At 72.6% G+C, this 23,054-nt stretch carries 24 protein-coding genes; 18 read left to right on the forward strand and 6 right to left on the reverse strand.

Features of this window, described 5'->3' with window-relative positions; genetic code table 11:
* Positions 1 to 115: 115 nt before the first annotated feature.
* Both ABZ860_RS08505 and ABZ860_RS08510 read right to left on the reverse strand, forming a co-directional pair.
* Entirely contained in the window at positions 116 to 340 is a 225-nt protein-coding gene (locus tag ABZ860_RS08505) for an acyl-CoA carboxylase epsilon subunit (protein WP_357216917.1), read from the reverse strand.
* Positions 337 to 1,926, reverse strand: a complete 1,590-nt coding sequence (locus ABZ860_RS08510) for an acyl-CoA carboxylase subunit beta (protein ID WP_357216919.1) — start codon at positions 1,924 to 1,926, stop codon at positions 337 to 339. The genes ABZ860_RS08505 and ABZ860_RS08510 overlap by 4 nt, the downstream gene beginning before the upstream one ends.
* Positions 1,927 to 2,148: 222 nt before the next feature.
* Between ABZ860_RS08510 and ABZ860_RS08515 the strand changes: the two genes are divergently transcribed.
* From ABZ860_RS08515 to ABZ860_RS08535, 5 genes are all read left to right on the forward strand, one after another.
* Entirely contained in the window at positions 2,149 to 2,910 is a 762-nt protein-coding gene (locus ABZ860_RS08515) for an ABC transporter ATP-binding protein (protein ID WP_357216921.1), read from the forward strand.
* A complete protein-coding gene (locus tag ABZ860_RS08520; protein ID WP_357216924.1) occupies positions 2,889 to 4,472 on the forward strand; it encodes a hypothetical protein in 1,584 nt (527 codons plus the stop codon). Before ABZ860_RS08515 ends, ABZ860_RS08520 begins: the two co-directional genes overlap by 22 nt.
* Positions 4,469 to 4,756 carry a nuclear transport factor 2 family protein gene (locus tag ABZ860_RS08525; RefSeq protein WP_357217610.1) on the forward strand — a complete coding sequence of 96 codons (288 nt, stop codon included), beginning with the start codon at positions 4,469 to 4,471 and terminating at the stop codon, positions 4,754 to 4,756. The genes ABZ860_RS08520 and ABZ860_RS08525 overlap by 4 nt, the downstream gene beginning before the upstream one ends.
* 96 nt (positions 4,757 to 4,852) lie before the next feature.
* Entirely contained in the window at positions 4,853 to 5,326 is a 474-nt protein-coding gene (locus ABZ860_RS08530) for a hypothetical protein (protein WP_357216927.1), read from the forward strand.
* Positions 5,327 to 5,404: 78 nt separating this feature from the next.
* Positions 5,405 to 8,041, forward strand: a complete 2,637-nt coding sequence (locus tag ABZ860_RS08535) for a phosphoenolpyruvate carboxylase (protein ID WP_357216930.1) — start codon at positions 5,405 to 5,407, stop codon at positions 8,039 to 8,041.
* Between the two features lie 61 nt (positions 8,042 to 8,102).
* Here ABZ860_RS08535 and fdhD read toward each other — a convergent pair whose 3' ends face one another.
* The 3 genes from fdhD to ABZ860_RS08550 form a co-directional block, all read right to left on the reverse strand.
* Entirely contained in the window at positions 8,103 to 8,990 is an 888-nt protein-coding gene (gene fdhD, locus ABZ860_RS08540; protein ID WP_357216933.1) for a formate dehydrogenase accessory sulfurtransferase FdhD, read from the reverse strand.
* 65 nt (positions 8,991 to 9,055) lie between these two features.
* On the reverse strand, positions 9,056 to 10,153 hold the full coding sequence (locus ABZ860_RS08545; protein ID WP_357216935.1) for a glycosyltransferase family 9 protein: 1,098 nt from the start codon (positions 10,151 to 10,153) through the stop codon (positions 9,056 to 9,058).
* Positions 10,146 to 11,357, reverse strand: a complete 1,212-nt coding sequence (locus tag ABZ860_RS08550) for a glycosyltransferase family 4 protein (protein ID WP_357216938.1) — start codon at positions 11,355 to 11,357, stop codon at positions 10,146 to 10,148. Before ABZ860_RS08550 ends, ABZ860_RS08545 begins: the two co-directional genes overlap by 8 nt.
* A gap of 108 nt (positions 11,358 to 11,465) precedes the next feature.
* On the opposite strand from ABZ860_RS08550, the gene ABZ860_RS08555 reads away from it, so the two are divergent.
* From ABZ860_RS08555 to ABZ860_RS08600, 10 genes are all read left to right on the forward strand, one after another.
* Positions 11,466 to 12,614, forward strand: coding sequence for a glycosyltransferase family 9 protein (locus ABZ860_RS08555; RefSeq protein WP_357216941.1), 1,149 nt, complete (start codon positions 11,466 to 11,468; stop codon positions 12,612 to 12,614).
* A gap of 57 nt (positions 12,615 to 12,671) precedes the next feature.
* Entirely contained in the window at positions 12,672 to 12,845 is a 174-nt protein-coding gene (locus ABZ860_RS08560) for a hypothetical protein (RefSeq protein ID WP_357216944.1), read from the forward strand.
* Between the two features lie 94 nt (positions 12,846 to 12,939).
* A complete protein-coding gene (locus ABZ860_RS08565; protein ID WP_357216946.1) occupies positions 12,940 to 13,785 on the forward strand; it encodes a biotin--[acetyl-CoA-carboxylase] ligase in 846 nt (281 codons plus the stop codon).
* 78 nt (positions 13,786 to 13,863) lie between these two features.
* On the forward strand, positions 13,864 to 14,376 hold the full coding sequence (locus ABZ860_RS08570; RefSeq protein WP_357216948.1) for a PH domain-containing protein: 513 nt from the start codon (positions 13,864 to 13,866) through the stop codon (positions 14,374 to 14,376).
* Between the two features lie 38 nt (positions 14,377 to 14,414).
* The gene (locus ABZ860_RS08575) at positions 14,415 to 15,416 is read left to right on the forward strand and encodes an adenylate cyclase regulatory domain-containing protein (protein ID WP_357216951.1); all 1,002 of its coding nucleotides are present in this window, start codon (positions 14,415 to 14,417) and stop codon (positions 15,414 to 15,416) included.
* 10 nt (positions 15,417 to 15,426) lie between these two features.
* Positions 15,427 to 16,512, forward strand: coding sequence for an S-(hydroxymethyl)mycothiol dehydrogenase (locus tag ABZ860_RS08580; RefSeq protein ID WP_357216953.1), 1,086 nt, complete (start codon positions 15,427 to 15,429; stop codon positions 16,510 to 16,512).
* A gap of 137 nt (positions 16,513 to 16,649) precedes the next feature.
* Positions 16,650 to 16,829: a (2Fe-2S)-binding protein gene (locus ABZ860_RS08585; protein ID WP_079316362.1), complete on the forward strand. Its 180-nt coding sequence runs from the start codon at positions 16,650 to 16,652 to the stop codon at positions 16,827 to 16,829.
* A gap of 13 nt (positions 16,830 to 16,842) precedes the next feature.
* Positions 16,843 to 17,325, forward strand: coding sequence for a bacterioferritin (bfr, locus tag ABZ860_RS08590; RefSeq protein WP_357216955.1), 483 nt, complete (start codon positions 16,843 to 16,845; stop codon positions 17,323 to 17,325).
* A gap of 285 nt (positions 17,326 to 17,610) precedes the next feature.
* Complete coding sequence (locus ABZ860_RS08595; protein WP_030451323.1) at positions 17,611 to 18,279, forward strand: response regulator transcription factor; 669 nt, start codon at positions 17,611 to 17,613, stop codon at positions 18,277 to 18,279.
* Between the two features lie 35 nt (positions 18,280 to 18,314).
* Positions 18,315 to 19,583, forward strand: coding sequence for an ATP-binding protein (locus ABZ860_RS08600; RefSeq protein ID WP_357216958.1), 1,269 nt, complete (start codon positions 18,315 to 18,317; stop codon positions 19,581 to 19,583).
* 4 nt (positions 19,584 to 19,587) lie between these two features.
* Here the strand turns inward: ABZ860_RS08600 and ABZ860_RS08605 are convergent, their stop codons facing one another.
* A complete protein-coding gene (locus ABZ860_RS08605) occupies positions 19,588 to 20,130 on the reverse strand; it encodes a GtrA family protein (protein ID WP_357216960.1) in 543 nt (180 codons plus the stop codon).
* 242 nt (positions 20,131 to 20,372) lie between these two features.
* On the opposite strand from ABZ860_RS08605, the gene ABZ860_RS08610 reads away from it, so the two are divergent.
* Genes ABZ860_RS08610 through purE form a run of 3 tightly spaced genes read left to right on the forward strand, consistent with a single transcriptional unit; the run spans position 20,373 to position 23,046 of the window.
* Complete coding sequence (locus tag ABZ860_RS08610) at positions 20,373 to 21,347, forward strand: hypothetical protein (protein WP_357216963.1); 975 nt, start codon at positions 20,373 to 20,375, stop codon at positions 21,345 to 21,347.
* A gap of 36 nt (positions 21,348 to 21,383) precedes the next feature.
* Complete coding sequence (locus ABZ860_RS08615; protein ID WP_357216966.1) at positions 21,384 to 22,550, forward strand: 5-(carboxyamino)imidazole ribonucleotide synthase; 1,167 nt, start codon at positions 21,384 to 21,386, stop codon at positions 22,548 to 22,550.
* Positions 22,543 to 23,046 carry a 5-(carboxyamino)imidazole ribonucleotide mutase gene (gene purE / locus ABZ860_RS08620; RefSeq protein WP_357216969.1) on the forward strand — a complete coding sequence of 168 codons (504 nt, stop codon included), beginning with the start codon at positions 22,543 to 22,545 and terminating at the stop codon, positions 23,044 to 23,046. Before ABZ860_RS08615 ends, purE begins: the two co-directional genes overlap by 8 nt.
* Positions 23,047 to 23,054: the final 8 nt, after the last annotated feature.

Raw genomic sequence — 23,054 nt, forward strand, 5'->3', positions numbered from 1 at the left:
ATCGGCTGACTATATTCCCCCGCTTTCTAGATAGTCCCAACTCTTGAGCCAGTTGACACCCTGTTCCGGCGATGTAATCGGTCCGTAGTCGTCGTGGATGGCGTCGGACGACGTGTCACCCGCCGGGGAAGAAGGCCCCGCGCCAGGCCCCCGGGCCGTGCGGGAGTCCCCGGCGCAGCCGATGCGCCGGATTCCTCCAGTTTCCCGTGCTCGTTCCCGGTGCCGGCGGCCGGGGGGCGCGCGCCGCCGCCCGCGCCGCCAGCGCGGCGACGAGGGCGGCGGTCTCCTCGGGGGTGGCGTCCCCCCGGACGATGCTGAGGTAGGGCTCGCGACTGCTCATAGCGGGATGTTCCCGTGCTTCTTCGGGGGCAGCGTGGCCCGCTTGTTGCGGAGGGCGCGCAGCGCGCGGACGACCTGGACCCGGGTGTCCGAGGGCCGGATGACCGCGTCCACGTAGCCGCGCTCGGCCGCGAGATACGGGTTGGCCAGCGTGTCCTCGTACTCGCTGATGAAACGGGCCCGGGCGGCGTCCGGGTCGCCGGCGGCGGCCAGCTCGCGCCGATAGAGGATGTTGACCGCGCCCTGCGCCCCCATCACGGCGATCTGGGCGGTGGGCCAGGCCAGGTTGACGTCCGCGCCGAGGTGCTTGGACCCCATGACGTCGTACGCCCCGCCGTACGCCTTGCGGGTGATGACGGTGACCAGCGGCACGGTGGCCTCGGCGTAGGCGTAGAGCAGCTTGGCGCCGCGCCGGATGATGCCGTTCCACTCCTGGTCGGTGCCGGGAAGGAAGCCCGGCACGTCGACGAAGGTCAGCACCGGGATGTTGAAGGCGTCGCAGGTGCGCACGAACCGGGCGGCCTTCTCGGAGGCGGCGATGTCGAGCGTCCCGGCGAAGCTCATCGGCTGGTTGGCGACGACGCCCACCGAACGCCCCTCGACCCGGCCGAAGCCGACGACGATGTTCGGCGCGAAGCCCGCGTGGATCTCCAGGAACTCGCCGTCGTCGAGGACGTGCTCGATGACCGTGTGCATGTCGTACGGCTGGTTGGCCGAGTCGGGGATCAGCGTGTCGAGCTCGCGGTCCTCGTCGGTCGTCTCCAGGTCGGCCTCGACGTCGAAGGCGGGCGGATCGTCCATGTTGTTGGACGGCAGATACGACAGCAGCGCCCTGGCGAAGTCGAGGCAGTCCTGCTCGTCGGACGCCTCGTAGTGGGCGACGCCTGAGCGCGAGTTGTGCGTGTGGGCGCCGCCCAGCTCCTCGAACGTCACCTCCTCGCCGGTGACGGTCTTGATGACGTCCGGCCCGGTGATGAACATGTGCGACTTCTCCTGCACCATCAGGACGAAGTCGGTCAGCGCGGGGGAGTACACGGCGCCGCCCGCGCACGGGCCCATGATCAGCGAGATCTGCGGGACCACACCCGAGGCGTGCACGTTGCGCTTGAAGATCTCGGCGTACAGGCCGAGGGAGACCACGCCCTCCTGGATGCGCGCCCCGCCCGAGTCGTTGATGCCGATCACCGGGCAGCCGGTCTTCAGCGCGTGGTCCATCACCTTGACGATCTTCTCGCCGAAGACCTCGCCCAGCGAGCCGCCGAACACGGTGAAGTCCTGCGCGAACACCGCGACCGGCCGGCCGTCCACCGTGCCGTACCCGGTCACGACCCCGTCGCCGTAGGGGCGCTCGCGGTCGAGGCCGAAGGCGGTCGCCCGGTGCCTGGCCAGCTCGTCGAACTCGACGAAGGAGCCCTCGTCCAGGAAGGCGGCCAGCCGCTCGCGGGCCGTCATCTTGCCCTTGGCGTGCTGTTTCTCCACCGCTCGTGCGGAGCCCGCGTGGGCCGCCTCGCTCCGGCGGCGCTCCAGGTCGGCGATCTTGCCGGCGGTGGTGTGGATGTCGATCTCGGGGGCGCGTTCGGCGCTCATCGCCCGCTCACCCTTCCTCGTGTGCTCAGCGGCCCTCGGGTCCCGAACGCCGCTCCGGGTCGCGTCGAATCCATGGGCGACAGGGTAACCAGGCCGGCGCCCCGCGGTCGCGCCGGGGCGCGCGCACCGGGATCGCCGTCGCCGGCAGGGAAGTGTCCACAGGAACGCGGTCCAGGTGCCGTTCGTTCGGCTTCACGACGGCTTCATACAAATGGGGGCTCCATGACGGACGCCGTACGCACGCAGGGGTTGTTCAAGCGGTTCGGGCAGCAGGTGGCGGTCGGCGGCGTCGACCTGGTCGTGCCAAGGGGCAGCTTCGCGGGCCTGGTCGGTCCCAACGGCGCGGGCAAGACGACGACCCTGAGCATGGTCACCGGGCTGCTGCGCCCGGACGGCGGGCGGATCGAGATCGACGGCCACGACGTGTGGGCCGACCCCGTCAGCGTCAAGGCGCACATCGGCGTGCTGCCCGATGGCCTGCGGCTGTTCGAACGACTGTCCGGCCGCGAACTGCTCATGTACGGCGGCCAGTTGCGCGGCATCCCCCTGGACGAGGTCGGCCGGCGCGCCGACGAGCTGCTCAGGGTCATGGACCTGGTCGAGGCGCAGGACAAGCTGGTGGTCGACTACTCCACCGGCATGCGCAAGAAGATCGAGCTCGCGGCGGCGCTGCTGCACAACCCGGGCGTGCTGTTCCTTGACGAGCCGTTCGAGGGCGTCGATCCCGTCTCCGCCAACACGCTGATGGAGGTGCTGCGCAGATACACCGCCTCGGGCTCCACCGTCGTCTTCTCGAGCCATGTGATGGACCTGGTCGAGCGGCTGTGCGACTGGGTGTCGGTGATGAACCGGGGGCTCGTCGTCGCGCAGGGCCCGCTGGACGACGTACGGCGGGGCCGCACCCTCAACGAGGCGTTCCTCGACATCATCGGCGTGCGGGGCAACGGGGAGGAGGGCCTGTCGTGGCTCGGGTCGCCGGCATGACCTGGCTGTTCGTCCGGCTGAAGCTCAGCCTGGTGCGCGGTGGCCTGCGCGGTGAGGTCGGCAAGCAGGTCGGTTTCGCCTTCTCACTGGGCGCCGCCCTCCTCGCCGCCGTCGCGGGGTTCGGGCTGCTGTCCCTCATCCGGTTCGCGCCGTCCGACGTCGCCCTCGACCTCGTGGCGGTGGGGTTCGCGATGTTCGCCGTCGGGTGGATCGTCGTGCCGCTGATGGCCTTCGGCCTGGACGAGACGCTCGACCCGGCCAGGCTGGCCATGTTCCCGTTGACCACCCGGCAGCTCGCGACCGGCATGCTGGCCGCGTCGGCGACCGGGCCGTGGCCGCTCGCCTCGCTGCTCGCGATGTTCGGCGGCGTGGTCGCGCTCGCCCACGGGCCGGGCGGGGTGCTGCTCGGGGTGCCCGCGGTGGTCCTCCAGTTCGCCTTCTGCCTCACGGCCTCCCGCCTGGTGACCACCGCGCTGTCCGGCGTGCTGCGCACCCGCAGGGGCCGCGACCTGCTCGCGGTCGCCGCCGTCTTCGGCGTGCTGCTCTTCCAGCTGCCCAACCTGCTGATCAACCGGGGGCTCTCCGGCGACCCCACGCGGATCCTGGCGTCGGCGGGAGACGTCCTGCGGTGGACGCCGCCGGGGCTGGCCGCACACGCGATCGCCGACGGCGGGCTCATCGGCGTCGCCGAGCTGATCGTCGTCGCGATGGCCGTCGTCGTGCTGGGGTGGCTGTGGATCGCCGCGCTGCGGCACGCGCTGGTGCGGCCCGACGCCTCCAGCCAGGGCGGCGGCTCCGTCCGGCGGTCCGGACGGATCCCGCTCGGCCGGTTCCTGCCCGGCGGCATGCTCGGCGCCGTCGTCGCCAAGGAGCTGAAGTACGCCGCGAGGGAACCCCGGGGCCGGGTGAACTGGATCGTCGCACTCTTCGTGAGCGTGGTCATCATGTTCTCCATGCGGGGGCCGGATGCCATGGACGGGCTGCAGTTCGTGGTCGGGCCCGTCTGCCTGGCGGCCGTCGTGATCGGGCTGCAGGCGGCCAACTCCTTCGGGATCGACGGCAGGTCGCTGTGGATGAACGCGATGGTGTTCTCCACTCCGCGCGACCTGCGTACCGACCTGGCCGGGCGGCACCTCGCCATGGCGGTCATCGGGGTGCCGCTGCTGACCCTGGTGTCGGTGGTCGCCGCCCTGGTGGCGGGCGACGCCGCCTGGGCCGTCCCCGCGGCGCCGGTCGCCTGGGGCGTGCTGGGCGTCGCCATGGGCGTCGGCGCGCTCACCAGCGTGACCGCGCCGTACACCTACCCCGAACGCCTGAACGCCTTCAGCAGCGCCGCTCCGGGTCAGGGCGGGCAGGCGTTCGCGGCCTCCTTCGCCACGATGCTCGTCACCGGCGTGCTCGCGCTTCCGATCGTGCTGCCGGTCCTGTTCGGCCTGGCCTGGTGGGCCGCGCTCGCCGTGCCGTACGGCGTGGCGGCCGCCTGGGCGGGCCGCAGGATCGCCGCCGGCATCGGCTTCGCCCGTCTTCCCGAGCTCCTCACCGCCGTCTCCCGCCCCACCTGACCGGTCGTGCGTGGCGCGGTCACGACGGCATGGAGCGGTTCCTGGCCCGCTTCAGCGAGGTCTGGGACTCGATGGAGTTCCTGGAGCAGGAGCACTGGGGAGACGAGGACACCGTGGTCGTGCGCAACCGGGTGCGCTTTCGCGCCCGTGCCACCGGCCGGGAAGTCGACACCCTGATCATGCAATTGATCACTGTCAGGAACGGGCGAATGCTCGAACGCCGCCCGTTCTATTGGGACCCCGGAGCCGTCGCTGCCCGCGGGCCGCGTGAGGCTGATCACTGACCCTCGCTCGGTAACAGAGCGGTCGCGAAGTTATTGCGGTGATTGCGGGGGATTCGGCCTCCCCTTATAACCGTTTGGACCGTTCTAGGGGGAATTATGCGCGGAAACAGGCCGCTGGGCCGTGCGATCTGGGCGCCGGTGGGCGCGGCGGTGCTGAGCGGGCTGGTGATCGGGGTGCTGGCCCGCCTCCTGATGCGGGGCATCGCGCTGGCCGTCGGCGGATCGACCGGCCTGTCCCTGGCGGGCACGGTCGCGATCCTCGTCGCGTTCGTCGTGCTGGCCCTGCCGGCCGCGGTGACCGCGACCGCGCGCCCGGCGATCATGCATGCCGGTCGCTGGGTGACCGCCGCGCTGACGGGGCTGGTGGCCGCGAGGACGGGGCTCGGCGACGGGAAGACCATCCTCTTGGCCGACGACGGCCAGCTGACGACGATCACCGTGCTGATCGTCGCGTTCGCCGCGATCGTGGTGGCGCACGGTCGGCTCGCCCAGCACCTCACCCGCCGCCTCAGGGCGCCTGCGCAAGCCCCGGCCGAGGCGGTCGGGACCGCGGCGCCGCGACCGGTCTGACCTGCTGCTTTTAATGGTCTAGTCCATTTGGTGAGACCGCCCTCGGGCCGCCGAGCGCGATTCGCTAGCCTTCCAAACATGGCCGCCATCGCTCCTGCCGAACGACACAACGCCGTAGCGGAGATGCCGGACGAACTCCGCGCTGACGTGCGCCTATTGGGTGGACTACTGGGTCAGGTGATCGCCGAACACGGCGGTCCCGACCTCCTCGCCGACGTAGAACGGCTCCGGAAGGCGGTGATCGCGGCCCGGCGTCAGGAGACGACGGCCGACGAGGTCGCGGCCCTGGTGGCCGAATGGCCCGTGGACCGCGCCGTGCAGATCGCCCGTGCCTTCACCTGCTACTTCCATCTCGCCAACCTCGCCGAGGAGCACTACCGCATCCGCACCCTGCGGCAGCGCGACAAGGACGACGTGCCCCTGCGCGAGTCCCTCGCGGAGGCCGTGCAGCGGCTGCGCGGGGACGACCGGCTCCAGGACCTGATCGACGGGCTGGAGTTCCGGCCCGTGCTGACCGCCCACCCCACGGAGGCGCGGCGGCGGGCGATCGTCACCGCCATCCAGCGGATCAGCGCCCAGCTCGACGCCTACAACACCCCGGGACGGGGCGCCGCCGAGCGGGAGGAGGCCCACCGGCGGCTGCTCGAGGAGATCGACATCCTGTGGCGGAGCGCCCAGCTCCGGCACACCAAGCTCGACCCCCTGGACGAGGTCCGTACGGCGATGGCGGCGTTCGACGAGACGCTGTTCCGGACGGTTCCGCTGATCTACCGCTCGCTCGACGCGGCGCTCGGGCCTGGCACCGGCACGCGGGAGCCGCTGGCCAAGGCGTACATCCGCTACGGAAGCTGGATCGGCGGCGACCGCGACGGCAACCCCAACGTCACCGCCAAGGTGACCAGGGAGGCCATCCAGATCCAGGCCGAGCACGTGCTGATCGCGCTGGAGAACGCCACCACCCGCATCGGCAGGTCCCTGACCCTCGCCAGCGTCTTCACGCCGCCGTCCGCCGAGCTGCGGGCCGCGCTCGCGCAGGCCGAGGACGACCACCCCGACCTCGTGTCGGAGATGGCCACCCGGTCGCCGCGGGAGCCGCACCGCCAGTGGCTGATGTTCGTGGCGGCCAGGATCGCCGCGACCCGCCGCCGCGACCTCGACCTCGCCTACCGCGTGCCCGCCGAGCTGCTGGCCGACCTGCGGCTCACGCAGGACTCTCTGCGCGGCGCCGGCGCCGTACGGCAGGCGTACGGCGAGCTGCAGCACCTGATCTGGCAGGTCGAGACGTTCGGCTTCCACCTGGCGGAGCTGGAGGTGCGCCAGCATTCGGCGGTGCACGCGGCGGCGCTCGAGGAGATCGCCTCCGGCACGCTGTCGGAGCGCACCGAGGAGGTCCTGGCCACGATCCGGGTGATCGGGTGGATCCAGGAGCGCTTCGGCGTGACCGCCTGCTCCCGCTACGTCGTCTCCTTCACCCGCTCGGCCGACGACATCGCGGCCGTGTACGAGCTGGCCAGGCACGCCCTGGGCGACCGCGCCCCGGTGCTCGACGTGGTGCCCCTGTTCGAGTCGGGCGAGGACCTGGACAACTCCACCCGGGTCCTTGAGGGCATGGTCAAGCTGGAGCCCGTGCGCCGGCGGCTCGCCGGGAACGGGCGGCGCATGGAGGTCATGCTCGGCTACTCCGACTCGGCCAAGGAGCTCGGCCCGGCGGCGGCCACCCTGCGCCTGTACGACGCGCAGGCGGCGCTGGCCGCCTGGGCCGCCGACAACGACATCACGCTCACGCTCTTCCACGGCCGCGGCGGCGCGCTCGGCCGGGGCGGCGGCCCGGCCAACCGCGCCGTGCTCGCCCAGGCCCCCGGCTCGGTCGCCGGCCGGTTCAAGGTCACCGAGCAGGGCGAGGTCATCTTCGCGCGATACGGCCACTCGGCCATCGCCAAGCGGCACATCGAGCAGGTCACCAACGCCGTGCTGCTCGCCTCCACCTCGGCGGTGGAGTCGAGCACGGCCGCGGCGGCCGCGAAGTTCCGCCGGCTGGCCGACACCGTGGCCGCGGCCTCCGAGCGCGCCTACCGGGCGCTGACCGAGGCCCCGGGCTTCCCCGAGTGGTTCGCGCTGGTCAGCCCGCTGGAGGAGCTCGGGTCCCTGCGGCTCGGCTCCCGGCCCGCGCGGCGCGGCCTCGGCGCGCCCCGCTCGCTGGACGACCTGCGGGCCATCCCGTGGGTGTTCTCGTGGGCCCAGACCCGGGTCAACCTCCCCGGCTGGTACGGCCTGGGCAGCGGCCTGGCCGCCGTGGTCACCGACGGCGGCATGGCCGAACTGCGCTCGGCCTACCGGGAGTGGCCGCTGTTCGCCGCGATGCTGGACAACGCGGAGATGTCGCTGGCCAAGACCGACCGCTCGATCGCGTCCCGCTACCTGGCCCTCGGCGGCCGGAGCGACTTCGCCGAGCAGGTCCTCGAGGAGTACGACCTGACGAGGCGGCTGGTGCTGGAGGTGACCGGCCACGCCCGCTTGCTGGAGAACCGGCGGGTGCTGTCGAGGGCCGTGCAGCTCCGCGACCCCTACGTGGACGCGCTCAGCCACCTCCAGTTGCGGGCGCTGTCGGCGCTGCGGGCGCCGGGCGACCTGTCGGAGGAGGAGCGCGAGCGCCTGTCCACGCTGCTGCTGCTCAGCGTGAACGGCGTCGCGGCCGGTCTGCAGAACACCGGCTGATGTACGGACCGGCCGGGCGCCCGGGATCCGGGCGCCCGGCCGGTCCGACTGCCGGTTCGGATCACGGCGTCTCGGCCGCCTGCTCGACCTCGATCCGCTCCGGGCAGGCGTAGATGTTGAAGCGCTCCTCGCGCAGGAACCCCACGAGCGTGATGCCGAACTCGCGCGCCAGGTCGACGGCGAGCGAGGAGGGCGCGGACACGGCGCACACGATCTGGATCCCGGCGCTCGCGGCCTTCTGCATGATCTCGTAGCCGACCCGGCCGCTGACCAGCAGGACGTGCCGGTCGAGGGGGGGTCCGCCGCCGAGCAGCGCCCAGCCGACCAGTTTGTCCACGGCGTTGTGCCGCCCCACGTCCTCCCGCACCGCGACCGGCGTGCCGTCGGGCGTGAACAGCCCGGCGGCGTGCAGCCCGCCCGTCCTGCCGAACACCCCCTGGGCCTCCCGCAGCCGATCGGGCAGGCCGTACAGCGTCGTGGCGGACACGGCGACCGGCGGGCGCGCCGCCGGCACGGCGCAGCGGTCGCGCAGTGCGTCGAGGCTCGCCGTGCCGCAGACGCCGCACGCGCTCGACGTCAGGAAGTTGCGCGCCGCGGCGCCGAGGTCGGGCAGCCGGGAGGCGGCGAGCCGCACGGTCACGGTGTTGTAGCGCGCCTCGGGGTCCAGATCCTCGTCGGTGCAGTAGCCGATGGCGGCGATGTCGCCGGGGCCGGCGATCCCCTCGGCGTGCAGGAATCCCGCCGCGAGCTCGAAGTCCGCGCCCGGCGTCCGCATCGTGATCGCCACCGTACGGCTCTCGCCCCCGGCCAGCAGCCGGATCTCCAGCGGCTCCTCCGTGGCGAGGTCGTCACGCCGGTCGCGTACGGCCGATCCGGACACCCTCCGGACGCGTGACCGCGTGACGGGCCCCAGACGGGCCGTGGGCCGCGCCGCGCCGTCCCGTTCCATCTGTCGGTTCCTCCTTGGCGGCATGGCTGCCGTTCTATCCCGTACGCAGCCTGCCACGCCACGGATCAGCGGTCGTCCGCCGGGTGGCGCGCGGAGGAACCCGGGAGACCGGGGAGACGGGGGGAAGCGGCGCACAGGCGGGTCACGGCGCGCACGACGGACGCCACGGGGATGTCGGCCATGCAGGCGGGGCCCGCCGGCGACAGCGGGCACTCGGCCGTCCACCAGCACGGCTGTTCGGTGATGACCGTGGGCCTGCGGTGCGGGCAGCCCGGCAGTCCCTGCAGGTCGGCGGAGCCCGCTCCGTTCCCGGCGCCGATGCCGTACCGGCCGGCCCAGGTGGGCCCGAACAGCCCGACGGTGGCCGCTCCGGCCGCCGCGGCCAGTCGCAGCGGCCCGGTGTCGCCGCCCACGACCACCCCGCCGCGACGCGCCACCGCGGCGAAGCACGCGGCGAGCCCGCGCAGGCCGCATCGCGGCAGCGCGGCCACCTCCGGGCCGAAGACCGCGTCGACCGCGCCGCGCTTGGGCGGCGCGTCGGGCGTGAGCAGGGGATGGCCGCGCAGGGCGAGCAGCGCGGCGAGTTCCCGCCAGTGTCCGGCCGGCCACCGCTTCACGTCCATGCCCGCGTCCGTGATCAGCACGACCGGAGGCCGCGCTGTGACGGCCGGGAGGCGGCGGGCGAGCGCACTCTCGCCGTACGCGATCTCGGCCGGCGTCAGGCGCACGGCCGGACGGGCGAGGGCGTCCTCGGGCCGCAGCAGGCCCTCGGCGAGCAGGATGCGCAGGTAGCGCTCGCCGACCGGTTGGTCCGGGGGCGGGCGGCGCCACAGGTCGGTGACGCAGCGGGCGCCCGAGGCGGCGAGGAGATCCGGGATGCCGTCGTAGCGGGTGGTGGTGACCGCGAGATCCGGACGCCGGGCGGCCAGCGCCTCGGCCACCGCCTCCCGCTCCGCGCCCGCGCCGCCGTGGCGGGGGGTGAGCACCCGCGTGACGGCGGGGTCGCCGCGCAGGAGGGCGGCGCCGGGCTCGTGGGTGAGCACGCGCAGCGACGCGCCGGGGTTGCGGCGGGCCAGGCCGTGCACGGAGGGCAGGAGCATGACCAGGTCGCCGATCCCGCCGAGCAGGTCGACGACCAGGATCTCCCGGTACGGCTCACGCATCCGGGCGGCCGAGCGGGCGGCGCGGGCCGGCCAGGGTCTCGTACAGCGCGCGGTGGGCGGCGGCGACCCGGGACCAGGAGTGGCGGGCGGCGAGCCGCCGGGCCGTCCCGCCCATGCGCCGCCGCGCCCCGGGGTCGTCGAGCAGCGGCGCGACGGCGTCCGCGATCGCGGCGGGGTCGCGGCGGGCCCTGATCACGGCCACGGCCTCCCCGAGAGGCAGGGCGGGGTCGGGCTCGTCCGGCACGGTGACCGCGGTCGGCAGCCCGTGCGCCAGCATCGTGAGCAGCGCGCCGCTCTTGGTCGTCACCCCGGCGGTGAAGGGCAGCACGCCGGCGTCGGCCGCGTGCAGGAACTCCGACACCCGGGCGGCGGGCAGGTGCCCGGTGAACGTCACCGCGTCCGCGACGCCGTGCCGCGCGGCCAGCGCCTCCAGCTCCGCGCGGAAGGCCCGGGCCTCGGCCTCCGGCAGCGCCTGGGAGGTGAAGCCGCCCACGACCAGCAGGCGCAGGCGGGGGCGGGCCGCGCGCAGCGCGGGCAGGGCCTCGACGAGCTGCCGCACGCCCTTCACGGGGTGCACGAATCCGAAGAAGGCGAGCAGCGGGTCGTCCGGCCCCATGCCGAGCCGGTCGCGCACCCGCACGCGCGCCCGCCGTCCGCCGCCGTGGTCCACGACGTTCGGGGCCAGCGGCACCTCCACGGCGGCCGTCCCGACGCGTCGCCTGACCTGCCGGGCGTGGGAGGCGTTCGTCACGACCACGAGGGCGCTGGCGGGCACCAGCCGCCCGGTTTCCCGGTCCCACAGGCGGGCGCGTTCCAAAGGCCGCCAGACGGGGCCGGGCACCCATCCGGGGGCCGCCCACCAGCCGTACTCGTGCAGGGTGGTCACCAGCGGCGCTCCGGGCGGCAACAGGGGTGGCAGCAGTCCGGGCAGCCCGGAGAACCGGTAGGCCGAAGGGGCGAACTGCACATGCACCACGTCCGGGCGCAGGCGCCGCACGCGACGGGCGGCGTCGAGCGTGGCCGGCAGCCAGTGCCAGGGGGACCGGGCCTCCGGCGACCCCACCGGCACCCCCACCGCCTCGACCCCGGCGTCGCCGAGCGCGCCGACGAGCCGTTCGACGTAGTCGCCGACGCCGTCGCGGTCGGCGGGCCCGGGACCGTGGACCATGGCCACGCGGATCCGGCCGCCCTCCGTCACGGTCACGCCTCCCCCTCCTCGGCGTCGCTGCCGGGGAGGTGCCCGAGGGACTTTCAGGGCAAACCATGCATTGATGGGGCTTTATGCGCAGTTTTCGAGGGGTACGCGCAGGAGATGGAGCATCCCGCGGCGCTCGCAGGCCCACCGGTCCCGTGGCGGCGACTCGCCCGCGTGCTCGTGATCCGCCCCGACAACCTCGGCGACGTCGTGATGGCGGGCCCGGCGCTGCGTGCGCTGCGGCGGGCCGCTCCCCGCGCCCGGCTCGACCTGCTGGCCGCCCCCGCCGGCGCCGCCGCGGCCGCGTTGCTCCCCGAGGTGGACGGCGTGCTCACCGCCTCGGTCTCATGGCAGAAGACGGGCGGGGAGGACGTTCCGGTCACCGACGACCTGGATCTGGTCGAGCGGATCGGGTGGGGCGGCTACGAGGCGGCGGTGATCCTGACCTCGTTCTCCCAGGCTCCCTGGCCGGCCGCGTACCTCTGCCGGCTCGCCGGGGTGCCCGTACGGGTCGGCATGTCCAAGGAGTTCGGCGGGGCGGGACTGACCCACTGGGTGCCCTCGCCGCCGGACGAGACCCACCAGGTGGATCGCGCGCTGCACATGCTCGAACGGGTGGGCGTCCCTCCGGTCGAGGGCAGGCTGCGCGTGCGCGTGCCCGCCGAGGCGGCCCGTACGGCCCGCCGCCTGCTCGACGGCGGACCCGAAGGGGACGGCCGCGCGGACGGCCGCGGAAGGCGGCCGTGCGCGCTGATCCTTCCGGGGGCCTCCTGCTCCGCGCGGCGCTATCCGGCCGACCGGTTCGCCCGGGTGGCCGGGCTGCTCACGGCCGCCGGGCTGCGGGTCCTCGTGGCGGGCACGGCCAGGGAGGCGCCGCTCGTCGAGGCCACCGGCGCCGGGGTTCCGGGCGCGGTCCTGCTGCCGGGCCGGTTCGACGTCCAGGTCCTGGCGGCGCTCGTCGACGCCGTCGACGTGGTCGTGTGCAACAACAGCGGCGGGGCGCATCTGGCGAGCGCGCTCGGCACGCCCGTGGTCGTGCTGTTCGCCGGCACCGAGCAGGTGGAGCAGTATCGGCCCCGGTTCGGCCCGGCGTCGATCCTCACGGTGCCCACCGCATGCTCGCCCTGCCGCCAGTTCGCCTGCCCCTTCGCCCTCGACTGCCTCGACATCCCGCCCGAGCAGGTCGCCGCCGAGGCGCTGCGCCTGGCCGACGAGCGCGGCGGCCCCTGGTGGCGGACCCCGGCGGGCACCCGGGACGCCCGATGACGACGGCCCCGAGAGCGGCGCGATGCCGGGCTTGGTGATGCCGACCTGTGGCGCACGGTGCTCACCCCGGCCGAGGCGGCCCTCGTCGCCGAGGTCGCCGCTCCCGAGATGGCCGCCTTCGGCTACCTGCCACCCGACGACGCCGGCGGCCGTCACCCCGGAGGGCGGCCGAGCGCTGCGGCCCCCGGCTCGCCGCCCGGCTCCGGCGGATGCGCGCCCTGGAGTCCGTGATCGCGGGCCGGTCCGGCCGATGAGCGGACCCGCGGGTTCCAATGGACGGACGGCGCGACGGCGGAGGCGGCCCGCAGGCCGATAGCCTGGATGCGTGCCCGACTCGCCGTACGCCGATCTCGACCGGCCCCCGCTGTCCGAGACCGCGCTGACCAGGGCGCTGGTGCGCCCAGGCTCGCTGTGGTCGTCCGTACGCGTCGTGGAGCGGACCGGGTCCACCAACGCCGATCTGGCCAGGACCGTGCGCGAGAGCCCGGCCGAGGGCGCCGTGCTGGTCGCGGAGTCGCAGTTCGCCGGCCGGGGCAGGCTCGGGCGCCCGTGGACCGCCCCGCCGCGCTCGGGGCTGACGTTCTCGATGCTGCTGCGGCCGGAGGTGCCGCTCGCCCGGCAGGGCTGGCTGGCGCTGCTGGTCGGCCTCGCCGCCGCCTCGGCCGTACGGCGGATCGCGGAGATCGACGTGCGGCTCAAGTGGCCCAACGACCTCATGGTGGGGGAGCGCAAGCTCGCCGGGATCCTGGCCGAGCGGGTGGACCGCATGGTGGTCGTCGGCATGGGGCTCAACGTCTCGCTGCGGCCGGAGGAGCTGCCGGTGGAGCGGGCCACGTCCCTCGCGGTCGAGAACGCCGCCTGCACCGACCGCGACCCGCTGCTGCGCGCGATCCTGCGGGAGGTCGAGTCGCACTACCGCGACTGGAAGGCCGCCGACGGCGACGCGGACGCCTCGGGCCTGCGTGCCGCCTACCTCGCCTGGTCGTCCACCGTGGGTCAGGAGGTCAGGGTCGAACTGCCCGGCGAGCGGGTGCTGACCGGCCTGGCGACCGGTGTCGACGCGTCCGGCCACCTGCTCGTACGCGCCGGGGACGGAGAGCACACGCTCAGCGCGGGCGACGTCGTCCACGTCCGCCGGCGTCCGTCGCCGGAGACCGGCGCGCTGTCCTGAGCCTGCCGGGTGATCAGGGCTGTCGGGTGATCAGGCGAACGCATGCAATCGACCGGCGATCGTGTCACGATTTGCGCCATGGGTCTCCCCGATCAATACCTGGCCGACGGCGAGCGGGTCGTTCTATCGTTCCATCCGCACTGGAAGCGTCTGATCCTTCCGGTCCTCGCCCTCATCGTCGTGCTGGCCGCCGCCGTCGCGGCCTTCGTCCTCATCCCGGGCGACTACGAGTACGCGGGATACGCCCGCGGCGCGGTGGCCGTGGTCGCCTTCGTGGCGCTGGTCCTGTGGACGATCGTCCCCTACCTGCGCTGGGTGACGACGTCCTACACGCTGACCTCGCACCGCTTCGCGATCAGCACGGGAGTGCTGAACAAGTCGGAGGACGACATCCCGCTGGCCAAGGTGAGCAGCGTGAGCTCCGACCAGCGGCTCATGGAGCGCATCCTGGGATGCGGCACGCTCCGGGTCGAGTCGGCTTCGGAGAAGGGCGACATCGACTACCGCGACATCCCACAGATCCAGCGTGTGCGGCACGAGCTGTTCCGGCTGGTGGAGGATGCCGCGGACGGGAACATCGACGGGGAGTGAACGCGGCGCGGCCTGCGCGCCGTGCGGGGGAGATGGACGTGGACACTAGCGGGCGGCCCGGCGCCGACGACATGCGGGCGCTGTTCCTGGGGCCGGCGCCGGCGTACACCCGGAGGCAGGTCGCCGAGGCGGCCGGCATCCCGCAGGACCTCGCGGCGCGGATCTGGCGGGCCCTCGGCTTCGCCACGTTCGCCGACGACACCGTGGCGTTCACCGAGGCCGACCTGGCGGCCCTGCACCGCATCCGCGACCTGCTCGACACGGAGATGCTCGACGAGCGGACCGTCATCCGCATGGCCAGGGCCCTCGGCCGTACGACCGCGCGGCTCGCCCAGTGGCAGGCCGAGATCATGGTCGACGCGCTGATCGAGCCCGGCGCGCGTCCGGGGGAGGACGCGCTGCGGCAGGTGATGGACACGGTCAGCCGCCTGCTGCCGGACTTCGAGCAGACGCTGGTGCACGTCTGGCGCTCCCAGCTCGCCGCGACCGCGAGCCGGCTGGTCTCCCTCGCCGAGCCCGGCGAGGACGTCTCGCCGACCCGGCCGAGGCTCGGGGTCGGGTTCGCCGACCTCGTCGCCTTCACCCGCGTGTCCCGGGAGCTGGACGAGCTGGCGCTGGCCGACCTGGTCGAGGGGTTCGAGTCGCGGGCCTCCGACGTGATCGCCGCCCACGACGGGCGGCTGGTCAAGACGCTCGGCGACGAGGTGCTCTTCACCGCCGCCGATCCGAGGACCGCGGCCCTCATCGCGCTCGACCTGCTCGACGAGCTCAAGCGGGACGCCGAAGGGCCCGACGTGCGGGTCGGGCTGGCGTACGGCCCGGTGCTCCCGGCGATGGGCGACGTCTTCGGCACGACCGTCAACCTGGCGGCCCGGCTGACGGCCATCGCCAGGCCCGGCACGATCCTGGCCGACAGCGAGCTGGCCGCGGGCCTCGCCGGGGCGCCCGGCGTCGACCTGGTCAAACTCCGCCGCCGTCCCGCCCGCGGGCTCGGCGTGGTGGAGCCGTATGTTCTGAGGAGATCCAGCCGAGAAAGTTGAGGTGCAGGACATGCCGTACGAAGTCCAGGGCGTGGTGGCGCGCGGCAAGGGAGAGGCGGTCACGCTGGAGACGGTCGTCGTGCCGGACCCGGGGCCCGGCGAGGCGGTCGTGAACGTGCAGGCCTGCGGGGTCTGCCACACCGACCTCCACTACCGGGAGGGCGGCATCAACGACGAGTTCCCGTTCCTGCTGGGCCACGAGGCCGCGGGCGTCGTCGAGGCGGTCGGCGAGGGCGTGACCGAGGTCGAGCCCGGCGACTACGTGATCCTCAACTGGCGGGCGGTGTGCGGGCAGTGCCGCGCGTGCCTGCGGGGCCGGCCGTGGTACTGCTTCAACACCCACAACGCGGCGCAGAAGATGACGCTGGCCGACGGCACCGTGCTCAGCCCGGCGCTCGGCATCGGGGCGTTCCTGGAGAAGACCCTGGTGGCGGCAGGGCAGTGCACGAAGGTCAACCCGGCGGCCAAGCCGGCCGTCGCCGGTCTGCTCGGCTGCGGCGTGATGGCCGGCCTCGGGGCCGCGATCAACACCGGCGGGGTGACCCGGGGCGACACGGTCGCGGTGATCGGCTGCGGCGGTGTGGGCGACGCCGCCATCGCGGGCGCGCACCTGGCCGGAGCCCGGACGATCATCGCGGTGGACGTCGACGACCGTAAGCTCGACTGGGCCCGCGGCTTCGGCGCCACGCACACCGTGAACTCCCGCGAGACCGATCCGGTGGAGGCCATCCGGGAGCTGACCGGCGGGTTCGGGGCCGACGTCGTGATCGAGGCGGTGGGCCGTCCGGAGACGTACACGCAGGCCTTCTACGCCCGCGACCTGGCCGGGACCGTCGTGCTGGTCGGCGTGCCGACCCCGGAGATGCGGCTCGAACTGCCGCTGCTCGACGTCTTCGGCCGCGGCGGCGCGCTCAAGTCCTCCTGGTACGGCGACTGCCTGCCCAGCCGCGACTTCCCCATGCTGATCGACCTCTACCTGCAGGGACGGCTCGACCTCGACGGGTTCGTCTCCGAGACCATCGGCCTCGACCAGGTCGAGGAGGCGTTCGGCAAGATGCACCGCGGGGAGGTGCTGCGGTCGGTCGTGGTGCTCTGACGCCCGCGCGAGGGGCGGCGCTTCCGTTTGCGGAGTGCCGCCCTTTTCTGTGCCTTGGATCACATAGGCAAGCCTTACCAAACTGGGTTATCTTAGGTATGCCTAACCTTCCTGAAGATCCCTGAGAGGCCACCCACATGTACGTCTGCATCTGCCGCGCCGTCACCGAGAGCGAGGTGCACGACTGCATCGCCGAAGGGGCGAGGACGGCTCGCCAGGTGCGGGACGCCACCGGTGCAGGGGGGGACTGCGCTTCTTGCGTCCGGAAGATCTGTGCGATCCTGAAACGGTCAGAGGACTTGGTCACCAGCGCATAGATCGAGGAAGCTTATGCAGGGCGACAAAGAGATCATCGCGCTGCTCAACGAGCAGCTCACCTCCGAGCTGACCGCCATCAACCAGTACTTCCTGCACGCCAAGCTGCAGGAGAACTGGGGATATACGAAGCTCGCCGCCATCACGCGGGCGGAGTCCATCGACGAGATGCGGCACGCGGAGGAACTCACCGATCGCATCCTGTTCCTGGAGGGGCTGCCGAACTACCAGAAGCTGAACACCCTGCACATCGGCCAGACCGTCAGGGAGCAGCTTCAGGCCGACCTGGAGCTGGAGCTGGGCGTGGTCAAGCGGCTGCGGCCCGGCATCGCCCTCATGCGGGAGCGGGGGGACATCACCTCGGCCACGCTCTTCGAGCGCATCCTGGCCGACGAGGAGCACCACATCGACTACCTGGAGACCGAGCTGGGCCTGCTGGAGAGCCTGGGCGAGCAGCTGTACCTCCAGCGGTACGCGGAGCCGCCGTCGGCCTCCTGAGCCGCGCTCTGCTGATCCGGCATCTCGGGGCCGTCGCTTCCGGCGGCACGGGAAATCAGATGGACAACGCCCGTCGTCATCGCTTCGGCGGGCGTTTTTCATGCCATTATCCGCTTTCCAGCGACGAAGTTCGGAATGGTCGAGAATAGGGCGGAAGATCGCGTCGCTTGCGTGCTGACTATCCCGGATTTATCAGTGTTTGCCCAGGTCAATTGATGGGTCAACGACAAGTCAAAAGGCGCGCTGTAGCCGGGAAACGATCGCACAAGGTCCTACGATCGCACCATGACCTGCGTACTTCTCGCCGAGGATGACACCTCGATTTCCGAGCCGCTGGCGCGTGCCCTGCGCCGGGAGGGCTATCAGGTGGAGGTGAGCCCCGATGGCCCGCAGGCCCTGGAGAGGGCCTTGTCGGGGGGCGTCGACCTGATTGTTCTCGACCTCGGCCTTCCAGAGATGGACGGGCTGGAGGTCGCGCGCCGCATTCGCGCGGAGGGACACGGGACTCCGGTCCTGATCCTCACCGCCCGTGTCGACGAAGTCGACACCGTCGTCGGTCTCGACGCCGGGGCCGACGACTACGTCACCAAGCCGTTCCGCCTGGCAGAACTGCTCGCCCGGGTGCGGGCCCTGCTCCGGCGCGGAACATCGGAGACCCCGGTGGTGCAAGGCGTCCGCATCGATGCCGACTCCCGCCGGGCCTGGATGGGAGACAAGGAACTGCACCTGACCACCAAGGAGTTCGATTTGCTGCGCGTGCTCGTACGGGACGCCGGCAAGGTCGTCACCCGCGAGCAGATCATGCGCGAGGTGTGGGACACGAACTGGTGGGGGTCGACGAAGACACTGGACATGCACATCTCGTGGCTGCGCCGGAAGCTGGGCGACGACGCGGCCAAGCCGCGCTACATCACGACCGTCCGAGGGGTCGGCTTCCGTTTCGAGCGCGAGTAGCCGCCGTGGGGCGGTCGCGGGGGAGGGGCTAGCACGTGCGCCGGCGCCTGCTTTCCTCCATGCTGCTCGTCGCGGTCATCGCGGTACTGCTGTTAGGCGTGCCCCTGGGTGTGGTCGTCGTGCGCTTGATCAGCGACGAGGTCGCCCAGGAGCTCAGAACGGACGCGAGCCGGCTGCTGCTCGGAGTGGAGTACTCCCTCAGCCAGGGCCAGGGGATCAGTCCGGACCAGCTCGCGCGGAACTACCCGGACCGATACCTCCAGGTGTTCGTCCGCGGGAAACCGCCGATCGTCGTGGGCTCGCCTCCACCGGCGGGCCGTGATCTGACTGAGGAGGCGCGCTCCGAGAACGGTTACGTACGCGTCAGCCGCGACGCGGCCCAGATCCAACAGGACACCCATGCGCGGCTGGTGCTCATCATCGCGCTCGCGGTCGTGGCCCTCGGGGCCGCGATCGGGCTGGCCACCGTCACCTCGCGTCGCCTGAACCTGCCGCTCCAAGACCTCACCAGGATCGCGGAGCGGCTGGGTTCGGGCGACGCGAGGCCGAGCAGGCACCGCTACGGCATCCCGGAGCTGGATCTCGTGGCCGAGGTGCTGGACCGCAGCGCCCTGCGGATCTCCGACCTGCTCGCGCGGGAGCGCGAGTTCGCGACCGACGCCTCCCATCAGCTGCGTACGCCGCTGACCGGGCTGAGCATGCGCCTGGAGGAGATCGTCGCGGCGGCCGACCAGCCCGAGGTGGTCCGCGAGGAGGGCGAGGCCGCGGTCGTGCAGGTCGAGCGGCTGACCGCCGTGATCGACGAGTTGCTTGCCGCCGCCCGCCGCCAGCGTCACGCCCAGGCGGAGCCGATCGACGTGGACGACGTGGTGGAGCAGCAGATCACCGAATGGGAGCCGGCGTTCCGCCGGGCCCACCGGTCACTGGTGCTCGCGGGCGACCGGGGTCTCAGCGCGCTCGGCACGACCGGCGGGCTCAGCCAGGTGCTGTCCACCCTGCTGGAGAACTCCCTCAAGCACGGCGACGGCGTGCTGACGATCAACACATCGAGTACGGGCAGGTCTGTGGTGATCGAGGTGGCCGACGAGGGCCCGGGCATTCCGGAGGCCCTCGGCCACCGGGTGTTCGAGCGGAGCGTGAGCGGGGGAGGCGGCACGGGCCTGGGGCTCACCCTCGCCCGCGCCCTGGTGGCGGCCGACGGCGGCCGGCTGGAGCTGGTCAAGCGCCGCCCGGCGACCTTCGCCATCTTCTTACGCCACACCCGCGACAGCGGACGTCACCGTGTCGTGAGCGGCCCCGCCTGACGGTTCAGCTGGTGGTGAGAGGGTCGGGCTGCGCCTTCACGTCGGAGTGGGGCCGCACGCCGACCCTCTCGCCGACTCTCTCGATGGCCCCCTCGGCGGGCTCCTCGGCCAGCTCCGGGGCCGCCAGGAACACCCACTTCTTGTACGACCACAGGCGGAACAGCGTGCCGATCACCAGGCCGACGCCCTGGGCGATGTTGTAGCTCAGCGTGTCGTGCAGGCCCAGTGTGTACGTCACGAAACCGATGGCGAGCAGCGCGGGCAGCAGGCCGATGCCGTTCAGCAGGAAGAACAGGACGTACTCGCGCGCCAGGCCGCTCTGCTGGCGATGCCGGTAGGTCCAGAAGCGGTTTCCCAAGTACGCGAACGTGGCGGCGACGATCGTGGCGATGACCTTCGAAAACAGCGGGCCCATGCCGACGCCGAACCGCAGCACGTTGGCGCCGCCGAAGTCGATGACGAACGCGATCGCGCCCACCAGGCCGAACTTGATCAATTCGTGGATGAGCGCGGCGAACCGCTCGTAGGCGCGTCGTAGAAACTGCACGTCCCGCACGGTCCTTCCTGATCGGCGGCCATGGTCGGCGGCGAGGTCCTCTCAGGCTACCGGTAGCAAGCACAAATCGGGGTCTTGCCGCAACCTTCGCCCGCTTCGTCCCAGGTCATCAAAGAACATTTCAAGAAAAATCCTGCTATCTGGGATGAGCGGGTGCTCTTCGCACTACGCTCTCGCCCGACCAGGATCACTTCGTTCGGGGACGTGCGCGTTCTGGAGGGGTGGCCTTTCTCGTGTTGCGCAGACTCACGGCCCTCGGTCTCGGCCTCGTCCTGCTCGCGGGGTGTGGGACCGAGGGCGTACGCGAGACCCCGGCCGAGCCGGGCGCCACGTCCCCGGCGACGGTCGAGATCACCACGGCCGACGCGCAGGCGGCCTTAGACGGCCTCGGCGACCTGTCCGACGCCTGGAAGGACCGGGACTGCGCCGAGATCGAGCAGCTCACGACCGGCGTGGAGCGCACCGTCGGGAGCCGTGTCTGCGCGGCCGCCCGCGAGGGCCGCGCCGCGCCCGCCTTCCGGGCCCATCAGGATCCGGAGTTCCTGCTGCCCGGCCGGCAGGACGGCGAGGACGGCGCCTGGTTCGCCGTGCTGGCCCGCAAGCCCGAGCCCGCCTACTTCGTCTTCGTACGGGCGGACGGCCGATGGCGGCTCGGCGCCGGGCCGATCCCGCTCGTCGGCAAGGCGCCCGAGGTGAAGGGCGGCGTGGACGGTGCGGTGATCGACGCCGCGGCCGACCCGGACGCGGCCATCGGAGCACGGCTCGCGCCCACCCGGCACGTCGCGTTCCTGACCGATCCCGGCGGAGTGAACGGGGTCGGGGTCAGCGGGGTGCGCTTCGCCTCCGGCGACCCCATGCGCCGCCTTCTCACGGAACTGGTCCGCGCCCCCGGCAGGGTCCGTCCCGATCACCTGTCCACCGACGTGCGCATCGAGGGACCGGCCCGCGCGCTCGCGCTGCCCGGCGGCGGGTCGCTGGTGTTCCACGCGCTGCGCGTCGTCTTCACCCAGAAGCCGGGCGCGGGCCGTTCCTCCCTCGTCCGTCCCCTCTACCGGGCCGCCGACGTACGCGCCTTCACGGGCGGCGCGGCCACGACCGTCACCGGCAGCGAGATCCTGCTGCTGGCCACCAAGGTGGCGAAGGACAACACGATGACGACGGTCGGCATGCGCCGGGTCCTCGCCGACATCACCGAGGGATCCGGCTGACCGGGTGGCGCCGCGCAATAGGTAGGCTGACGTGTCGTGAACAGCCCGAACGTACCCCCTTCGACGCCCGTGACCGCGCCCGTGGTGGGCATGGTCGGCGCGGGCCAGCTGGCGAGGATGACGCAGCAGGCCGCGATCGCGCTCGGCATCGACCTGCGCGTGCTCGCGAACACCCGTGACGAGAGCGCCGCCAAGGTGATCGTGGACACCCGGCTCGGCGACTACCGCGACCTCGCCGATCTGCGCGAGTTCGCGAAGGGGTGCGACGCCGTCACCTTCGACCACGAGCACGTGCCGACCGAGCACATCCGGGCGCTGGCCGCCGACGGTCACGCCGTGCACCCCGGGGCGGACGCCCTGGTCCACGCGCAGGACAAGGCGGTCATGCGGGAGCGGCTCACCGCGATCGGCGCCCCCTGCCCGGCCTGGGCCCGCGTCGAGGACCTGGCCGGTGTCGAGGCGTTCGCCGAGGAGCACGGCTGGCCCGTCGTGCTGAAGGCGGTGCGCGGCGGCTACGACGGCCGGGGCGTGTGGGTGTGCGAGACCCCCGACGAGGCCCGTGAGGTGCTCGCCACCGGTGTGGCCCTGCTGGCCGAGGCGTTCGTCCCGTTCGAGCGGGAGGTCGCCGTGCTGGTCGCCCGGTCCTCGCACGGGCAGGGCGTCAGCTATCCCGTGGTCGAGACCGTGCAGAAGGACGGCATCTGCGTCGAGGTCATCGCGCCCGCGCCCGGCCTGGGCGAGGAGGAGGCGGCGGACGCCCAGCGTGTCGCGCTCACGATCGCCCGCGACCTCGGCGTGACCGGGCTCCTCGCGGTCGAGATGTTCGTCACGAAGTCCGGGCTCGTGGTCAACGAGCTGGCCATGCGCCCGCACAACAGCGGTCACTGGACGATCGAGGGCGCCCGCACCTCGCAGTTCGAGCAGCACCTGCGGGCCGTGCTCAACCTGCCGCTCGGGTCGCCGTCGATGACCGCGCCGGTCGTCGTCATGGCCAACCTGCTCGGCGGGCCCGACCCCGACGTGTACTCCCGCTACGAGCACGTGATGGCCAACGACCCGGGCATCAAGATCCACTTCTACGGCAAGGACGTCCGGCCCGGCCGCAAGATCGGGCACGTCACCGCCCTCGGGACCGACCTCGACGAGGTGCGGGCCCGCGCCCACCACGCCGTCACCTGCCTGAGAGGACCTGTGGATGCCTGACGTCGGGATCGTCATGGGGAGCGACTCGGACTGGCCGGTGATGCGGCAGGCCGCCGAGGCGGTCGCGGAGTTCGGCGTGTCCTTCGAGGCCGACGTGGTGTCGGCGCACCGCATGCCCGCGGAGATGATCGAGTACGGCTCCCGCGCCGCGGGGCGCGGGCTGAAGGTGATCATCGCGGGCGCGGGCGGCGCGGCCCACCTGCCGGGCATGCTGGCCTCGGTCACCCCGCTGCCCGTGATCGGCGTCCCGGTGCCGCTCAAGTATCTGGACGGCATGGACTCGCTGCTGTCGATCGTCCAGATGCCGGCCGGAGTGCCCGTGGCGACCGTCGCCGTCGGCGGGGCCCGCAACGCGGGGCTGCTCGCCGTACGGATCCTGGCGGCGTCGGACGAGGGACTGCGGCGGCGGATGGAGGAGTTCCAGGCCACGCTGCGAGACCAGGCACACGCCAAGGGCGAGCGCCTGCGCGCCGAGGCGGCCCGACTCGGTCAGTAGGCCCGGCG

Source organism: Microbispora sp. NPDC046973, from assembly GCF_040644495.1.
In the GTDB taxonomy this organism is placed as follows: domain Bacteria; phylum Actinomycetota; class Actinomycetes; order Streptosporangiales; family Streptosporangiaceae; genus Microbispora.

Coding starts and splice junctions, on each gene's coding strand:
- ABZ860_RS08555 (WP_357216941.1), top strand. CDS start 11,466: ATGGAGCATCCCGCGGCGCTCGCAGGCCCACCGGTCCCGTGGCGGCGA.
- purE (WP_357216969.1), top strand. CDS start 22,543: ATGCCTGACGTCGGGATCGTCATGGGGAGCGACTCGGACTGGCCGGTG.
- ABZ860_RS08515 (WP_357216921.1), top strand. CDS start 2,149: ATGACGGACGCCGTACGCACGCAGGGGTTGTTCAAGCGGTTCGGGCAG.
- ABZ860_RS08570 (WP_357216948.1), top strand. CDS start 13,864: ATGGGTCTCCCCGATCAATACCTGGCCGACGGCGAGCGGGTCGTTCTA.
- bfr (WP_357216955.1), top strand. CDS start 16,843: ATGCAGGGCGACAAAGAGATCATCGCGCTGCTCAACGAGCAGCTCACC.
- ABZ860_RS08505 (WP_357216917.1), bottom strand. CDS start 340: ATGAGCAGTCGCGAGCCCTACCTCAGCATCGTCCGGGGGGACGCCACC.
- ABZ860_RS08585 (WP_079316362.1), top strand. CDS start 16,650: ATGTACGTCTGCATCTGCCGCGCCGTCACCGAGAGCGAGGTGCACGAC.
- ABZ860_RS08580 (WP_357216953.1), top strand. CDS start 15,427: ATGCCGTACGAAGTCCAGGGCGTGGTGGCGCGCGGCAAGGGAGAGGCG.
- ABZ860_RS08530 (WP_357216927.1), top strand. CDS start 4,853: ATGCGCGGAAACAGGCCGCTGGGCCGTGCGATCTGGGCGCCGGTGGGC.
- ABZ860_RS08595 (WP_030451323.1), top strand. CDS start 17,611: ATGACCTGCGTACTTCTCGCCGAGGATGACACCTCGATTTCCGAGCCG.
- fdhD (WP_357216933.1), bottom strand. CDS start 8,990: ATGGAACGGGACGGCGCGGCGCGGCCCACGGCCCGTCTGGGGCCCGTC.
- ABZ860_RS08510 (WP_357216919.1), bottom strand. CDS start 1,926: ATGAGCGCCGAACGCGCCCCCGAGATCGACATCCACACCACCGCCGGC.
- ABZ860_RS08535 (WP_357216930.1), top strand. CDS start 5,405: ATGGCCGCCATCGCTCCTGCCGAACGACACAACGCCGTAGCGGAGATG.
- ABZ860_RS08545 (WP_357216935.1), bottom strand. CDS start 10,153: ATGCGTGAGCCGTACCGGGAGATCCTGGTCGTCGACCTGCTCGGCGGG.